This window comes from Sphingomonas sp. TREG-RG-20F-R18-01, assembly GCF_022662475.1.
In the GTDB taxonomy this organism is placed as follows: Bacteria; Pseudomonadota; Alphaproteobacteria; order Sphingomonadales; family Sphingomonadaceae; genus Sphingomonas.
In genome coordinates, this window is the sequence record NZ_JAKNQQ010000007.1 from 156,964 (window position 1) to 173,128 (window position 16,165).

Sequence of the window (16,165 nt, forward strand, 5' to 3'; positions counted from 1 at the left end):
TCCCCGGCGCGCGGGTTTCGCGCGCCGGAGGGACACTTCTCCTGTAATGTTGGGCGGTACGGCGGCTAGTTGATCGTCACCTTGAACGCGACCGCGGTCGACGCGCCGCCGGCGACCGTGCCGACGGTGACGCTCACATTCTTGGTCGTGCTGTTGAAGCCGGTCGAATCGCTGACCGGCGCCCCGGACAGCGCGCAGGTTCCGCCCGGCAGCCCGACGACGATCGATCCCGGGACGTAGGTGGTGTTGGCGGGGATCGTATCGTTCAGGATGACGCCATTCGCCGCGGTCGATAGCGTGGCGTTGCGGACGAGCAGGCAATATTGCACCGTCGCGCCGGGCAGGGCCTTGGGATTGAGCGTATTCACGCCGTCCGACAGGACGAGCGCCGATTTCGTCACGGTCAGCGCGACGTTGCGCGTGCCGATCTCGAACGACGCATAGGCGCGGCCCTGGCCGTTGCGCAGGATATCGACGCCGATGCCGTCGTCGTCGTCGTCGGCGAACACGATGTCGACGGTATTGTCGGCGTTGGCGAGGTTGAGGTCGGTCGCGACCAGCGCGGTGCCCTGCAAGCCGGTCTGGCCACCGGCGGCGACCGTCACGTGCAGGTCGACGTTCGCCTGGCTGATCGTCCCCGCCGCCGGCACGTTGCCGACGATGAACACCTCGACCGAGGCATCCGGCGCTAGCTCGTCGATGAAGGTCGCGGTATCGACGCCGGGATCATACACGCCGTTGTTGTTTGAATCGACATAGGCCTTGACGTTCAGCATGTCGAAATCGTCGATCCCGGCGACCAGTCCGTTGGCGATCTGCGACTGGTCCGGATCGAGCAGGAAGTCCTGCGTCCCGTTGGTCGTGTTGGTCACCTTGAACTTGGTATAGACCTGCGTGTCGCCCAGATTGACCTGGGTCTTGGTCGTCTGGTCGACGACCACGGTGAAATTGACCTTGCGATCGACGACGAAGGTCGCGGTCGTCGAATTGGTCGTCTGCGCGGTGCCGTTCACCGTATAGGCGACCGATGCGGTGTTGCTGATGCTGGTGCCGGCGGCCGTGCTTTGCGAGGCGGTCTGCGCCTGCGCCGTTCCGATGCTGGCGACCGCTGCCGATCCGGACAGCAGCAGGGTTCTTACGCGATTACTCAACATTACTGGTCACTCCCTGTTGTACACGATGCTTGGTGGGTCACTTGAGAATGGCGTTGAAGGCGAGCTGCCCTTGCCCGCCCGGGCTGATCGGACGGGCGAGCCGCCACCGGACGTGGGTGACATCGTCGGGCGTCGCGGCGCGCAGCGTCCCGATCGGGTTCATCACGCTCAGCGCCGCGAGCGAGGCGCCGTAGGTCTTGCCGTCGATCGACAGTTCGGGCGCGGCGGAGGCGGCGGCAGGGCCGCGGTACGCCATCCCCTTGGGCACCGGATTATCCAGCACGATGTTGGCGATCGGCTGGGTGCCCGTGTTGCGATAGGCAAGCACGAAGGTGACGCGGTCGCCCGGCACGACCTTGCGCGGCGGACCGAGCACGACCCGCACGGTGCCGTCCGCGGCGCGGATCTTCTGTTCGACCAGGACCTTGGATTCGACTTGCAACGGTCCTGCCGCAAGGGCTGGCGTCGCCATCGCCGCGGCCAGCACGACCGCAGCGCAGACAGGTTTGAACATCGACTTGCTCCTCATTGGATCTTCACGCTGAACTGGATGGTGCGACTGCCCGCGCCCGGCATGTCGCCGAGCGCGACGCGGATCGCGGCGGCGGTCGCGGTGCCGGCGTCGCCGTCGCTGGCGTCGGACAGCGTCGCCTCGTCGAGCCGCAGGCTGCCGGGGACATACAGGGTGCCCGCAGGGATCGGATCGTCGATCACCACGCCGCGCGTCGCGCCGACGAAGCCGGCGACCAGGCGATAGGTGACGATCGCACCGGGGATCGCACGCTGGCTGCCGTCGGGGGCGAACACGCTCTGCGTCTTGACGAGCGACGGCAGCCCGCCGGTCGGGACGAGCTGCGTCGTGGCGCTGGCGGTTGCTCCGGTCGCGCCGACGATCGCGTCGCTGCCGCCGTCGCCGGCCCCGGGGAATGCGGTGGCGGGGGCGCCGCTGCCGGTGCGGGCGGTGACGCCGCCACGGACTTCGAGCGCCGTGCCGACCTGGCTGCCGTCCACCAGGACGAAGACGCGAACCGTCTCGCCGGGGGCGAGCGCCAGCGCTGCGCCAGGCGCGAGCGGCGTGTCGACCGCGGCGGAATAGGCACCGTCCCGGTCACGGTCGATCGCGAGCCGATCGACCGTGACCGGGGCTGTGCCGCTGGTGACCGCCAGCGCATAGTCTTCCTGGCCATTGCCGGTATTGGTCACGACGAAGCCGACCGCGACCGTTTCGGTGCCGCGCGTGGCGATCGTCGGGCGATCGGCGGTGATCGTGACGTTGAGCAGTTCCGCGGCCTTGAGCGTGACCGTATTCGACGGAATCGCCTGTGCGGCCCCGCTTCCGTCCCCGGCAACGGTCAGCGTGGCGGTGTTGACGATTGCGGTTCCGGCCTGGGTCGACGCCAGCGCCGGCGCGGTCGCCACCAGCGAACAGGCCGCCAGAACGCACCGCGATGCGCCCCGCCCGATCCTCCCGTTGCTGTTACGCTCACCTTGCACGTCGAATGCCCGCCCGTTGCTGTGGGAGCACTCAAGCCGGCTGCGGTTAACGCGATCCTACTTCTGGATGTGGCGGATATCCAACTGCGACCAAAGTCTAACAGGCGGGATCGATTTGATATTTTTATCATCCAGCGCAGCGGCGCGCGGTGTAATAAAACTGCCGGCGCGCGCGGCGACAGGGTTAAGCGTCAGGGATGGCGCCGGACGTGCCCGGCCCGGTCGATCGCATGCAGCGCCACCCGGGCATCCCGCCGCACGGCATCGCGTACCGTTTCCTGACCTTCCGACAGGGCCAGCCAGCTGGCGCCGACCCGCTCGAAGCCGAGCGTGCCGGCAAGGCCGGCGATGCGATGCGCGACGTCCCGGTCGGTCGCGATGTCCAACCCCTGCACCGCCTCGGCGAGCTGCGACCGGAACCGCGCCACCAGCGCGGTCATGTCCGGGGCGCCGAAGATCGCGGTCAGTCGCTCGACCCCCGCGAGGGTGTCCACAGGGTTCCACGGTGCGATCGTCGCCAGCACCAGCGCACTATCGTCCGCCAACGGCAGATCGCCGTCGAACCCGGCGGCGTACAGCGCCTCTGCCCCGTGGCGCTGCGCGGCGCAGGCGAGCACCGGGACCCGCCCGGCGGGGGGCGGTAGCGCGCGCAGCTGTCGTATCGCGTCCCCGCCGCCGCGCACGGATGCGTCCGCGGCCAGGATGATCAGGTCGGGCAGATCGTCCCGCGCGTGGATCAGTGCATCCGCGACCCCGGTGGACCAGCATATCCGATACTCTTCCGCCGCGAGCTGACGGCCGATCGCCGTGCAGTTCGCAGAACCGTCCGAGACGACCAGAATAGTAAAGCCCGGAGCCTGAATTTTGTCACCTTTCGACATGAACATGTTGATCGCGATGTGAAATCTTCATACGCTGAAAAGAGCGTAAGTTAAAGGCACACAGGCGCGAGACCTGGCCGCGGGAGCAACAGTTCACATGGTGTCGGGACAAATGGTATCGGGCCACGTGTTGATCACGGACGACCATCCGCTGACACGCGAAGGACTGGGTCTGGCAATAAAGAGCGCGATCCCCGGGGTTGCGATCGATGTTGCTGGATCGATCGGCGAGGCCGAGCAGGCCATTTCACTGCGGAAAAAAGACTATCGGCTGGTTCTGCTCGACTTTGTTTTGCCGGATTCCCGCGGATTTTCGGGATTGTTGCGGTTGCAGCACCTGTTGGGGGCGACCCCGATCGCCTTTGTCTCGTCCAATCGCGATCCCGCGGTGATCGAGGCGGCGCAGGTGCTCGGCGCCGTCGCCTTTCTGTCGAAGAGCCTGCCGCTGGATGATCTCGCGGCGGCGTTGCGAGAGGTCGTTGCCGGTCGATCGGTCTTTCCGCCGCTTGACGGTGCGGTGCGGTCTGCGCAATCGGCGCGCGTGCTGATCGGGACGCTGTCGGGTGCGCAGCTCAAGGTCATGCTCGCCTTGGCCGACGGACGGCTGAACAAGCAGATCGCGGGCGATCTCGGGATCACCGAGGCGACCGTCAAGGCGCATATGTCCGCGATCTTCCGCAAACTGGGCGTGACCAACCGGGCGCAGGCGTTGCTCGCGATGCAACCGTTGCTGGGTCAGACCGACCCGATCGCGCAGTCGTGAGCCCGTCCCGTACGGCGCGACCGGATCCCGCGATGCCGGTGCGTCCGGACCCGCTGCGCTACCTCGGGCTGGCGTTGCCCGGTCCGCTGCTGCTGGCGATCATGGCGGCGGGGTTGCAGCATCAATATGCGCTGAGCGAGACCTTGCGGCACGAAGCGCGCGCGTCGTTCGAACGCCGCGCGATCGCCACCACGTTGATTCCGCGGATGGCGGATGCCGAATCGGGGCAGCGCGGCTTCATCATCACGGGTGACGACCGTTTCCTCCAGGGGTACGCCCCCGCCCGTGCCGCCGTGTTCGCGGGCTTCGCGGCGCTGGAACGCGATCTCGCGGCGGACCCGCGCCAGTTCGCGCGGCTGCGCACGATGCGCGTCCTGGCGGTCCGCAAGTTTGCCGAGATGGACGCCGTGATCGCGGCACGCCGCCGGAACGGGCTGCGCGGGGCGGCGCCGCTGGTCGAACGCGGCGACGGGGCCGCGGTGATGCAGCGTATGCGCGCGCTCTCGGCGGAGATCGTGCAGGCGGCGGGAGTCGCCCGCGACAACAGCGTCGCCGCGTTCCAGCGCCGCACGAATGCGAACCTGCGCAGCATCTGGGTCGGTATCGCGACGATGGGGCTGATCGTCCTGGCGATCGCGGCCGCCTTCTGGCGCCAGAGCATGGCGCGCTACAACGCGCGATGCGAGGCGTTCGAGAATGCCGAGCGCAATCGCACGATCCTGGACAGCACGATCGACGCGATCGCGATCATCGATCCCGTCGGCACGATCGAGACGATCAATCGCGCCGCGTCCGAACTGCTCGGCTATCCGCCGCACGAACTGGTTGGCCGGAATGTCACGACGGTGCTGCGGATCGACGATACCAGCCTCCCGCTGCACGAGCGCGTCCGCATGGTCGGGGGGCGGCTGGAACAGCCTTACCGGCCCGACCGGACGCTGCTCCACCGCGATGGGCATGAAGTGTCGGTCGATGTCGCGCTCGGCGTGATCCATCTTCCCGACGGACCCCATATCGTCGTGTCGGCGCGCGACGTTTCCGAGCGCAGGCGTGTCGAGCGGCTGAAGGATGCGCTGATGTCGACCGTCAGCCACGAACTGCGCACGCCGCTCACCTCGGTCGTCGGGGCGCTGGGGTTGTTGCGGGCGGGGTCGGCGGGGCCGTTGCCGGACCAGGCCACCCGGCTGATCGAGATCGCCGAGAACAATTCGCGCCGCCTGATCCGGCTGATCAACGACATGCTCGATATCGACCGGATCCAGTCGGGCATGCTCCATCTCGCGCGGATGCCGATCGACCTGGCCGACGTGGTGGATCGCGCGGCGGTCGGCAGCCAGGGGCTGGGGGTGGCGGAGTCGGTGCACATCGCCTCTACCTTGCCGAACGGGGAGGTTCCCGTGCTCGGCGATCCGGACCGGTTGCTCCAGGTGATCACCAATCTCGTCTCCAATGCGGTGCGCGCGTCGCCGACCGGCGGGGTCGTGCGGATCGGGCTGACCCGCTCCGAGGCGGGGGGCAAGGCGATCGTGACGGTCGACGACGAAGGCCCGGGTGTCCCGAGCGCCTTCCGCACGCGCATCTTCGGGCGATTCGAGCGGGCCGACGGGGAGCAGGGCGTCGGCACGGGTCTCGGCCTGGCGATCTCGCGCGAGATCATCGCGCGGCACGACGGCCGGATCTGGTTCGAGGATCGGCCGGGCGGTGGATCGCGCTTCGCCTTCGCGCTGGATCTTCAGCGAAAGGCCGTACCTTTGGTGGAGCCGTCCCCCGCGCCGTGCGTTCTGATCTGCGAGGATGATGTCGACATGGCATGCGCGCTCGAAACGATGGTCGCAGACCTTGGCTACCGGGCCGAACGGGTCGGGACGGTTGAGGCCGCCCGGGCGGCGCTGGCCCGGCGCGGCTTTGCCGCGCTGCTGCTCGATGTCGAGCGCGCGGACGAGAGCGGATGGGCGCTGGTCGAGGGATTGCGCGCGGCGGACGGCGCGGCCGTCCCGCCGATCATCGTGGTTGCCGCGCGTGATCCGGAGGCGCTTGCCGATCCGATTGCGGACGAACTGCTCGACTGGCTGGTCAAGCCAGTCGATCCGCAGCGGCTTGGACGGGCGATCGAGACCGCGACCCGCCGGTCGGGCGGCACCCGCGCCACGATCCTGCACGTCGACGATGACCCGGACGTGCTGTCCGTCGCCGAAACCGCGCTGCACCGCGACGCCCGCATCCTGAAGGCAACCGATCTCGCCACCGCGCGCGCATTGCTGGAAACCGAGCGGCCGGACATCGCGATCCTCGACCTGCATCTGCCCGAGGGATCCGGGTTGCAATTGCTGCCGATGCTGATCGACGCCGACGGGCTTGCCATCCCGACGATCATCTTCTCGGCGCACGAGATCGCGCCCGATGCGGCGGGGATGGTCGATGCCGTTCTGGTCAAGTCACGGGAATCGCTGCCCGACCTGACGGCAACGGTCCGCAGGATCCTAGCGGCGAGAGGACGGCAATGACCGATCCGGTGCGGATCCTGTACGTCGACGACGATGCCGACATCCGCACGATCGTCGAAATGGCGCTGTCGCTGGACCCGGCGCTGCAGGTGCGCTCGGCCGGTTCGGGCGCGGCGGCGCTGCAACTGCTGGCGGACGACCCGTGGCGGCCGGATGCGATCATCCTGGACGTCATGATGCCCGGGATGGACGGCATCGCGCTGCTGGGCGCCTTGCGCACGCAACCCGATCTGGCGGCGATCCCGGCTGTGTTCCTGACCGCGCGCGGGCATGATTCCGCTGCGATCCACGCGGGCGTACACGGCGTGGCGGGGGTGATCCTCAAGCCGTTCGACCCGATCGATCTGGTCGGCACCGTCCGCAAGCTGATCGCGCGCGCGCGGGGTGACGGGGCGGGCGCTGGTGCCTAGACGCTGACGGTCGTCGGAACATGGCCCGCGGTGCCGAACACGCGCAGATAGCGCGCGATCTCGGCGGGGTCGCCGGTCGCCTTGGCGGGATTGTCCGACAGCTTGACCGCCGGACGCCCGTTCGCCTGCGTCACCTTGCAAACCAGCGAGATCGGCTCGAGCGCAGCGCCGCCGCGCGGGTCGCAGCCGCGGAAATCGTTGGTCAGGTTGGTCCCCCAGCCAAAGCTCATCCGCACCCGTCCATGGAAATGGCGGTACACCTGCTCGATCGAGTCCACGTCCATCCCGTCCGAAAAGATCAGCAGTTTTTCGCGCGGATCGACGCCGTGGCTCTGCCACCAGGCGATGATCTGCTCGCCCGCCGAGATCGGCGGCGCGCTGTCGGGGCGGAATCCGCTCCACTCGGACAGCCAGTGCGGCGCGTTGGCGAGGAACGCGGTGGTGCCGAACGCATCGGGCAGCGCGATCAGCAGATTGCCCGCATAATGCCGCCGCCAGTCCTCGAGCACCTGATAGGGCGCGGCGGCAAGCTCGGCATCGTCGCGCGCGAGCGCTGCCGCGACCATCGGGAGTTCGTGCGCATTGGTGCCGATCGCCTCGAGGTCGGTGTCCATCGCAAGCAGCACGTTGGATGTCCCGATGAAGCGGCTGCCGAGCCCTTCCTTGAGCGCCTCGACGCACCAGCGCTGCCACAGGAACCCGTGCCGCCGCCGCGTCCCGAAGTCCGACAGGACGAGGCCGGGCAATTGCTTGAGCCGCTCGACCTTGTCCCACAGCCGCGCCTTCGCGCGCGAATAGGTGATGTCGAGCTCGAACCGCCCGTGCCCGCGAAGCGCTGCGCGCGACCGGAGTTCATTGAGGATCGCGAGCGCGGGGACTTCCCACATGGTGGTGTGCGTCCAGGGGCCATCGAAATGCAGCTCATATTGCCCGTCGACCACCCGCAGGTCGTAGGGCGGGAGCTGGAACTCGGCGAGCCAGCCGAGGAAATCCGACGCGAACATCCGCTCCTTGCCGTAGAAACTGTTGCCCGCGAGCCAGATCAGCTCCTTCTTCCCGAACCGCACCGTGCGCGCATGATCGAGCTGTGCGCGAAGCTCGGCCTCGTCGATCACCTCGGCGAGACGGACCGACTTGGTGCGGTTGATGACCGAGAAGGTGGCTTCGACGTCCGGGTGGAGGTGCCGGATCATCTGCAGCATCAGCAGCTTGTAGAAATCGGTATCGAGCAGGCTGCGCACGATCGGGTCGAGCCGCCAGCCATGGTTATAGGTGCGCGTCGCGATATCGGTGAGGATCATGCGGGCGCTTGTTCCGGGATTGTGGGGGAATGTCCATCGTCGGCTTCTGCCTCCTACGCGGTTCGCCAGTAACACCGGGTTCGAAGGGCGAACCTTAGAACACGAAAGCCCCTCCCCTTCAGGGGAGGGGTTGGGGTGGGGCAGTCCAGCACCCCGTCCGTCGGAAGCAGGCACGGCCCCACCCCCAACCCCTCCCCTGAAGGGGAGGGGAGGCGCCCGGCCTCCAGCCGGCCGAGCAACATCCCATCCAGCACCAGATCGCGCTCGAACGCCAAAGCCCCTCCCCTTCAGGGGAGGGGTTGGGGTGGGGCAGTCCAGCACTCTGGCCGTCGGAAGCAGGCACGGCCCCACCCCCAACCCCTCCCCTGAAGGGGGGGGGAGGCGCCCGGTTTCGCCGGGGAAGCGCGCGTAGGGCGGTGCAACAAACCGTGGCGGCAAGGAAGATCCGCCCCCCGATCACTTCCCCGGCGAAGGCCGGGGCCCAGGAGCGAAGGTCGGCGTCATCGAAGCGCAGCGCCCGCCACTCCCCGCCCTCGACTGGACCCCGGCCTTCGCCGGGGAAGCGAGTGGGGGGAGGAGGGTGTTGGAAAGCGCATGTAGGGAGGAAACCCGTACGGACGCCGCAGCACCCCGCCATCACAGCATCTCGAGCGCCCGGGGTTTCTTCGGCCGCGGAAACGCCGCCTCCAGCCGATCGAGCAACACCCCATCCAGCGCCAGATCGAGCGCCGCATGATTGTCCCGCACATGCGCGACCGATCCCGCCTTCGGAATCGCGATCACCGAAGGATCGCGCAGCACCCACGCCAGCGCCACCTGCGCGGGCGTCGCATCGAACTCCGCGGCAATCGACCGCAAGGTGGCATTCCCGAGCAGCCGCCCCTGTTCAACCGGGCTATACGCCATCACCGGAATCCCATGCGCTCCAAGCCACGGCAGCAGATCAAGCTCCGGCCCGCGCCGCGTCAGATTGTAGAGGATCTGGTCGGTCGCACACGCCGCACCCCCCGCAGCGACCAGCTCCGCCATGTCGTCGGCATCGAGGTTGCTTACCCCCCAGCGCGCGATCAGCCCGTCCGCGACCAGCCGCTCCATCGCCTCGACCGTCTCCGCCAGCGGCACCGGACCCCGCCAGTGGAGCAGATACAGGTCGAGCCGGTCCACCCCGAGCCGCGCAAGGCTCGCCTCGCACGCGCCGCGCAACCGTGCGCGCGACGCATTTTGCGGCAATGCCTTGCTGACGAGGAAGACCTGCTCGCGCACCTTCGCGATCGCTTCGCCGACGAGTTCCTCCGACCGGCCATCGCCATACATTTCGGCGGTGTCGATCAGCGTCATCCCGCGCTCGATCCCCTCGCGCAGCGCGGCGATCTCGGCTGCGCGCGTGCTTGCGGAATCGCCCATGTTCCACGTGCCCTGCCCGAGCGCGGGGACCAGCGTGCCATCGGGCAGCGCGACCGTCTTCGCGCTCATGCGAAGCCGACCACCGCATGCGGCACATAGGGTTCCTCGAGCCGCGCGATCTCGTCCTCGGTCAACCCGATCTCAAGCGCCGCGATCGCATCGTCGAGATGGCCGGGCTTGGACGAGCCGATGATTGGCGCGGTGACTTCGGGCTTGGCGAGCACCCACGCCAGCGCAATCTGCGCGCGCGGGACGCCGCGTTCGGACGCGATCTCGGCGACCCGCTCGACCACGCGGCGGTCCGCATCGGCGGTGTGGCTGTAGAGCGTCGCGCCGAACTGGTCGGTCTCGGAGCGGTTGGTCGCCTCGTCCCAGTCGCGCGTCAGCCGCCCGCGTGCGAGCGGGCTCCACGGGATCACGCCGATCCCTTCGGCTTCGCACAGCGGCAGCATCTCGCGTTCTTCCTCGCGGTACAGCAGGTTGAGATAATTCTGCATCGTCGAGAAGCGCGTCCAGCCGTTCGCGTCCGACACGTGGAGCATCGTCGCGAACTGCCAAGCATACATCGACGACGCACCGATGTAGCGCGCCTTGCCCGCCTTCACGACGTCATGCAGCGCCTCGAGCGTTTCCTCGATCGGCACCTCGGGATCGAAGCGATGGATCTGGTACAAATCGACATAATCGGTGCCGAGCCGCGTCAGACTGGCGTCGATCTCGGTCATGATCGCCTTGCGGCTGAGCCCCGCGCCATTGGGTCCGGGGCGCATCCGACCGTGGACCTTGGTCGCGATCACGACTTCCTCGCGCCGCGTGAAATCTTTCAGCGCGCGGCCGACGATCTCCTCCGACGTGCCGTCCGAATAGACGTTGGCGGTGTCGAAGAAATTGATCCCCGCCTCGACCGCTTTTTGCAGGATCGGGCGGCTGGTTTCCTCGTCGAGCGTCCAGGCGTGGTTGCCGCGATCGGGGATGCCATAGGTCATGCACCCGAGGCACAGCCGCGAGACGTCGAGGCCGGTCATGCCGAGCTTCAGATAATCCATTGCTTTTTCCTTCAGAATGAGACGGTCGTAAGGATATTCGGCACGCGGGACGGGGCAGCCCGTCCGAGAAACGTTCTCCCGCGAAAGCGGGAGCCCAGGAGTCGCACGCACCAACCAGTGTCGTTCTCCGCAACCCTGGATTCCCGCTTTCGCGGGAAAACGGTTCAGAACAGGGTCTTCAACAGCCCGACGTTGGTCTTCCCCAGTTCGATCACCGAGTCGCCACGCCCGCTGAGGATCGCCTTCGCCATATACAGCGTGAACCCCTTCATTTGCTCGAGCGTGATCTTCGGTGGCATCGACAGCTCGTCGCGCGCGGTCACGGCATCGAGCAAGGCGGGTCCCGGATGATCAAGCACCTCGCGCACGCCGCGCGCGAGATCGCCCGGGTCGGTGACGCGGACTGCGTGCATCCCCATCGCGCGCGCCATCGCCGCGAAATCGGGGTTGTCGAGCGTGACGCCGGTTTCGACCAGCCCAGCCGCCTTCATCTCCATCTCGACGAACCCGAGCGTCCCGTTGTTGAAGACGACGATCTTGACCGGCAGCCCGAGCTGGCGAACCGTCAGCAACTCGCCCATCAGCATCGCGAGACCACCGTCGCCCGACAGCGACACGACCTGCCGCCCGGGTGAGGCCGCCTGCACGCCGATCGCCTGCGGCAACGCGTTCGCCATCGACCCATGGTTCCACGACCCGATCAGCCGCCGCCGCCCGTTCATCTTCAGGTAGCGCGCGGCCCACACCGTCGGCGTACCGACATCGGCAGTAAACACCGCATCCTCGCTCGCCATCTCGCTCACCAGCCGCGCGACATGCTGCGGATGGAGCACCCCGCTGCCGGGCGTGCCATCCGCCAGCTCGTCGAGATCCTCCCGCGCTTTAGCGTAGTTTTTCAGTGACTTATCGAGAAAGTCCCGATCCCGCCCATCACGCAATTGCGGCAACACCGCCTCGATCGTCGCGGCAACATCGCCGACCAGCCCCAGGTCGATCGCGGTCCGCCGCCCGAGGTTCTCGGGCCGGAGGTCGATCTGTGCAACCTTCGCCTCGTTCGGCAGGAACTGGCGATAGGGGAAATCGGTGCCGAGCATCAGCAGCGTGTCGCACGCCATCATCGCATCATAGCCCGAAGCGAAGCCGATCAGCCCGGTCATCCCGACGTCATAGGGGTTGTCATATTCGACCCATTCCTTGCCGCCGAGGGCATGGACCACCGGCGCCTGCAATGCAGCCGCCAGCCGGATCAGCTGCGGATGCGCGTCGCGGCAGCCGCGCCCGGCCAGGATCGTGACCTTGCCCGCATCATTGAGCAGCGCCGCCAGCTTGGCGATCTCGCCCGCGGCCGGGGTAATGACGGGGGTGGCAGGCAGCAACGCATCCGCCGATCGGGCAAGCGTCCCCGTCGTCGTTCGCAAGGCAACGTCGCCCGGAATCGCGACGACCGAAACCCCGCGATGCCCCACCGCCGCGCGGATCGCGGTGTCGAGCGTCCGCGGCATCTGGTCCGCATCGCTGATCGTCTCGCAATAGACGCTGCACTCGCGGAACAACGCCTCGGGCCGCGTCTCCTGGAAGTAGTTGGAGCCGATCTCGCCGCTCGGCACCTGCGCCGCGATCGCGAGCACCGGCACGCGCGTCCGGTTGCAGTCATACAGCCCGTTGATCAAGTGCATGTTCCCCGGCCCGCACGATCCCGCGCACGCCGCGAGCTTGCCCGTCAGCTGCGCCTCCGCCCCCGCCGCAAACGCTGCCGCTTCCTCGTTGCGGACGTGGATCCACTCGATCTTGCCCTGCGCGCGGATCGCCTCGGTCAGTCCGTTGAGGCTGTCGCCGACCACGCCGTAGATCCGTTCGACCCCCGCAAGATGGAGCGTCTGGGCGAACAAATCTGCGATCGTGGTCTTCGACATCGGGTTTCTCCTGGGGAGGGAGGGCAGGGGGTTACTTCTTGGCGTGGTCCGCGAGCCACTGGTCCGGGTCCTTGTCGACCGGCTTGACCCCGGTGATGTGCGCCGCGCTGAACGCCGCGAACTTGACTGCGAGATCGTGCCGCTCCTCGAGCGTCGCATGTTCGCGGAAGTCGGTCAGGCCCTGGCGTTCCTCCTCGGCGAGGTGGTCGCCATTTTCCTCGTTCGCCTTGCCGATCGCCTCGAACCAGGCGTCCGACCCGACCTCTTCCTTGTTGACCGCAGCGGCGGCGTCGCGAATCTCGTTATGATCCTCGATCGCGTCCTCGGTCTCCTCTTCGGCGCTGTCCGCGTCGTTGCCGCCGGTGCCGATCTGCATCAGCTGCGGATAGAAGAACCGCTCCTCCGCCTCGGCATGGGTATCGAGCAGCGCGTTGAGCCGCCCCCAGATCGCGCCGAGCGACCCGGTGTCCGTGCGGTCGATCTGTTCGATCTGCGCGAACAGCTTGCGCATCTGGGCATGGTCGTCGAGAATCAGGTCGGTGATGTCCATGGGAAATCCTTGGGGAAGGGTAACGGGTCGAGCGCACAAACCCGCGACGGCCCGATCCGGTCCCTGCATGAAACGGTTATTGTGGCGTGCGTGGCGGGGATTGCGGGAATGCCTTGACTTGCGAACGCGCCTTTCGCGTAAGGGCGTGATGCACCTGCAGCCTCGTCTCGCTCCGGCCGTGCGCCGCTCATGACCGACGGCGGGCACGATTCACTGCGTCCGGGGGACACGTGCTGGCGCGTCGAGTCGGCGACGGCAGCATCGGTGATCGTCGATGCGGCCGATTATTTCCGCCACGCCCGTTCGGCGATGCTTAAGGCGCGCAAGCGGATCATGCTGATCGGCTGGGACTTCGACGCTCGGATAGACCTCGGCACCAGCGAAGAGGCGCGCGACGCCCCTTCGCGCGTCGGTGATTTCATTCTCTGGCTGGTCGAGAACAACCCCGATCTGGAGGTGTTCCTGTTGCGCTGGGATCTCGGCGCGCTCAAGACGCTATTCCGCGGGTCGACTCTCTTCACCGTGCTCAAATGGATGCGGCACCCGCGGATTCATACCAAGCTCGATGCCAGGCATCCCCCCGCCGCATCGCATCATCAGAAGATCGTCGTGATCGACGACTGTTTTGCCTTTTGCGGCGGCATCGACATGACCGGCGATCGCTGGGACACGCGCGCACACCATGACGACGAACCCGGCCGCCGCCAACCGAACGGCAAACCGTACAAGCCCTGGCACGATGCAACGACCGCGCTGACCGGGCCGGTCGCGGCGGCGCTCGGCGACCACGCGCGGATGCGATGGGAGCGTGCCGGCGGTCATTCGCTCCAGCCGGTCGGCGGGGTGAGCGATTGCTGGCCGGAGGCCCTGGAGCGCCACTTCGATGCCGTCACGGTCGCGATCGCGCGGAGCGCGCCGGAAATGCCGGACTGTGCACCGGTGATCGAGATCGAACGCCTGTATCTTGACCAGATCGCACGCGCGGAACGGTTCATCTACGCCGAGAGCCAGTATTTCGCCTCGCGCAAGATCGCCGAGGCGATCGCCCGCCGGCTCGACGAGGCCGATGGGCCCGAGATCGTGCTGATCAACCCGGTTGCCGCGCAAGGCTGGCTGGAGCCGCTCGCGATGGATACCGCGCGGGCGCGATTGTACGAGACGCTGCACCGGCGCGACCCGCATCATCGGTTTCGCATCTACCATCCGCATACCGCGGGAGGCGCGCCGATCTACGTCCATGCCAAGATCATGATCGTCGACGATCGCACGCTGCGCGTGGGATCATCGAACATGAACAATCGCTCGATGCGGCTCGATACCGAATGCGACGTGACCATCTCGACCGCGAGTGCGGGCAACGGGGACTATGGCCCGGTGATCACCGGCATCCGTGACGGATTGATCGCCGAGCATCTCGGGCTGGAGGTCGCGGCGGTGACCGCGCATCTTTCCGAAACGGGGTCGTTGATTGGAACGATCGAGGCATTGCGGGGAACGGGGAAGACATTGGTGCCCTATGAGACGCCCGACCTGAACGAGGTCGAGGCATGGCTTGCCGATAATGAGGTACTCGATTCCGAGGGCCCCGGTGCAACCCTGGAAGGCATTGCCAAGGGCGGCCTGTTCCGCCGGCTACGGCGGCACAAGCGCTGACCGGCGCGGGGGACGCTTGCTCCGTACTATTCCCGATTCTCCGTCCTGACCCTTCCTCATAGCATGCGTCACGAGCAACGCTGGAGACGATCGATGAAGAATGTCCTGGTTCTGGTGCATGACGACGAGGGGCAGGAAGCCCGGCTTCAGGCTGCGTTCGATCTTGTCCGTGGCGTGCGGGGGCATCTGACCTGCGTGGACGTCGTCGCGGTCCCCGTCTTCATCGGCGACTATCTGGGGGCAGGGGGCGACGCCCTGTTGCTCACGGACGAAAAAGCCCGCGAGTCGCGCAACGCCGCTGTGATTAAGGCGCGCTTGGCGCACGAAGACGTTCCGTACGACTGGGTGGATGCGACCGGCGATCCTGCGGCGTGCGTCCGCGATGCGGCGAAGCTCGCCGATCTGATCGTCGTGAACCGTAAGCTGGGCGGGGAATGGTATCCCGACATGACGGAGATCGCAGGCGAGCTCGTCCTCAAGAGCCGTAAACCGGTCTTGGCCGTTCCCGAGGGGGCAAGACGGCTCGACCTGACGGGCAATGTCGTCATCGCATGGGACGGTTCCGACAGCGCCGAGGCTGCAATGCGCGCCGCGCTTCCATTGCTCGCGCTGGCGCAGTCGGTGACGCTGCTGCAGATCAACGATGGCTCGATTGCGCTTCAGGCGTCGGAGGCGGCACAATATCTGGCGCGTCATGATATTCGAGCCGACGTCCAGATCGAGGAAGGACGCGGCGCAAAGGTTCACGAGATCCTGGCGACGGTCCTGCGCAGCCGCAATGCCGCGTATGTGGTCATGGGCGGGTTTGACCATGCACGCTGGGTCGAATCACTCTTTGGCGGGGTCACGCGCGCGATGCTGGAGCAGAGCCCGGTGCCAGTCTTGCTGGCGCACTGAGGCGGCAGGGGGCGTTGCAACGGCGCGCCAAGTCCCACCCGGTGGCCGGGCGCTGGATCAAAAAGACAGTTGTGCCGCGCGATTGAAAGAAAAGTGCAAAAAAGCGTTTGACCGAATCAACGGCCCTGCCTAGAGGGGTGTCACCGCAGCGACGGACCGGACGGTTCGCTTCTGCAGTCACCAGATCCTCGGCGC

14 protein-coding genes are annotated in these 16,165 nt (G+C 67.1%); 5 read left to right on the top strand and 9 right to left on the bottom strand.

What is annotated here, in order from left to right:
• Positions 1–65 precede the first annotated feature (65 nt).
• The 4 genes from L8K25_RS17685 to L8K25_RS17700 all read right to left on the bottom strand — a co-directional run bounded on the left by L8K25_RS17685 (position 66) and on the right by L8K25_RS17700 (position 3,535).
• Complete coding sequence (locus tag L8K25_RS17685) at positions 66–1,154, bottom strand: hypothetical protein (RefSeq protein WP_242140307.1); 1,089 nt, start codon at positions 1,152–1,154, stop codon at positions 66–68.
• A 37-nt stretch (positions 1,155–1,191) separates the two neighbouring features.
• On the bottom strand, positions 1,192–1,668 hold the full coding sequence (locus L8K25_RS17690) for a hypothetical protein (RefSeq protein WP_242140308.1): 477 nt from the start codon (positions 1,666–1,668) through the stop codon (positions 1,192–1,194).
• A gap of 11 nt (positions 1,669–1,679) precedes the next feature.
• Positions 1,680–2,573: a hypothetical protein gene (locus L8K25_RS17695; protein ID WP_242140309.1), complete on the bottom strand. Its 894-nt coding sequence runs from the start codon at positions 2,571–2,573 to the stop codon at positions 1,680–1,682.
• A gap of 266 nt (positions 2,574–2,839) precedes the next feature.
• Entirely contained in the window at positions 2,840–3,535 is a 696-nt protein-coding gene (locus tag L8K25_RS17700) for a response regulator (RefSeq protein ID WP_242140310.1), read from the bottom strand.
• Between the two features lie 121 nt (positions 3,536–3,656).
• Between L8K25_RS17700 and L8K25_RS17705 the strand changes: the two genes are divergently transcribed.
• From L8K25_RS17705 to L8K25_RS17715, 3 genes are read left to right on the top strand one after another with little or no spacing between them, the layout of a single operon-like run.
• Entirely contained in the window at positions 3,657–4,292 is a 636-nt protein-coding gene (locus L8K25_RS17705; protein ID WP_242140311.1) for a response regulator transcription factor, read from the top strand.
• Between the two features lie 32 nt (positions 4,293–4,324).
• On the top strand, positions 4,325–6,796 hold the full coding sequence (locus L8K25_RS17710; RefSeq protein WP_242140312.1) for an ATP-binding protein: 2,472 nt from the start codon (positions 4,325–4,327) through the stop codon (positions 6,794–6,796).
• Positions 6,793–7,206, top strand: a complete 414-nt coding sequence (locus L8K25_RS17715) for a response regulator (protein WP_242140313.1) — start codon at positions 6,793–6,795, stop codon at positions 7,204–7,206. The genes L8K25_RS17710 and L8K25_RS17715 overlap by 4 nt, the downstream gene beginning before the upstream one ends.
• On the opposite strand, the gene pncB is transcribed toward L8K25_RS17715, so the two are convergent.
• From pncB to L8K25_RS17740, 5 genes are all read right to left on the bottom strand, one after another.
• Complete coding sequence (pncB, locus tag L8K25_RS17720) at positions 7,203–8,507, bottom strand: nicotinate phosphoribosyltransferase (RefSeq protein ID WP_242140314.1); 1,305 nt, start codon at positions 8,505–8,507, stop codon at positions 7,203–7,205. The two genes, L8K25_RS17715 and pncB, sit on opposite strands and share 4 nt — an antisense overlap.
• Positions 8,508–9,143: 636 nt before the next feature.
• Positions 9,144–9,980, bottom strand: a complete 837-nt coding sequence (locus L8K25_RS17725) for an aldo/keto reductase (RefSeq protein ID WP_242140315.1) — start codon at positions 9,978–9,980, stop codon at positions 9,144–9,146.
• Positions 9,977–10,957: an aldo/keto reductase gene (locus tag L8K25_RS17730; protein WP_242140316.1), complete on the bottom strand. Its 981-nt coding sequence runs from the start codon at positions 10,955–10,957 to the stop codon at positions 9,977–9,979. The genes L8K25_RS17725 and L8K25_RS17730 overlap by 4 nt, the downstream gene beginning before the upstream one ends.
• Before the next feature lie 164 nt (positions 10,958–11,121).
• Positions 11,122–12,870, bottom strand: coding sequence for a ubiquinone-dependent pyruvate dehydrogenase (poxB, locus tag L8K25_RS17735; RefSeq protein WP_242140317.1), 1,749 nt, complete (start codon positions 12,868–12,870; stop codon positions 11,122–11,124).
• Between the two features lie 31 nt (positions 12,871–12,901).
• Positions 12,902–13,420 (bottom strand): hemerythrin domain-containing protein, encoded by a 519-nt coding sequence (locus L8K25_RS17740; RefSeq protein WP_242140318.1) that lies wholly within the window; start codon positions 13,418–13,420, stop codon positions 12,902–12,904.
• 189 nt (positions 13,421–13,609) lie between these two features.
• Between L8K25_RS17740 and L8K25_RS17745 the strand changes: the two genes are divergently transcribed.
• Together L8K25_RS17745 and L8K25_RS17750 are read left to right on the top strand one after the other, a co-directional pair.
• Entirely contained in the window at positions 13,610–15,073 is a 1,464-nt protein-coding gene (locus tag L8K25_RS17745) for a phospholipase D-like domain-containing protein (protein WP_242140319.1), read from the top strand.
• 93 nt (positions 15,074–15,166) lie between these two features.
• Positions 15,167–15,970 (top strand): universal stress protein, encoded by an 804-nt coding sequence (locus L8K25_RS17750; protein ID WP_242140320.1) that lies wholly within the window; start codon positions 15,167–15,169, stop codon positions 15,968–15,970.
• The last annotated feature ends 195 nt before the right edge of the window (positions 15,971–16,165 follow it).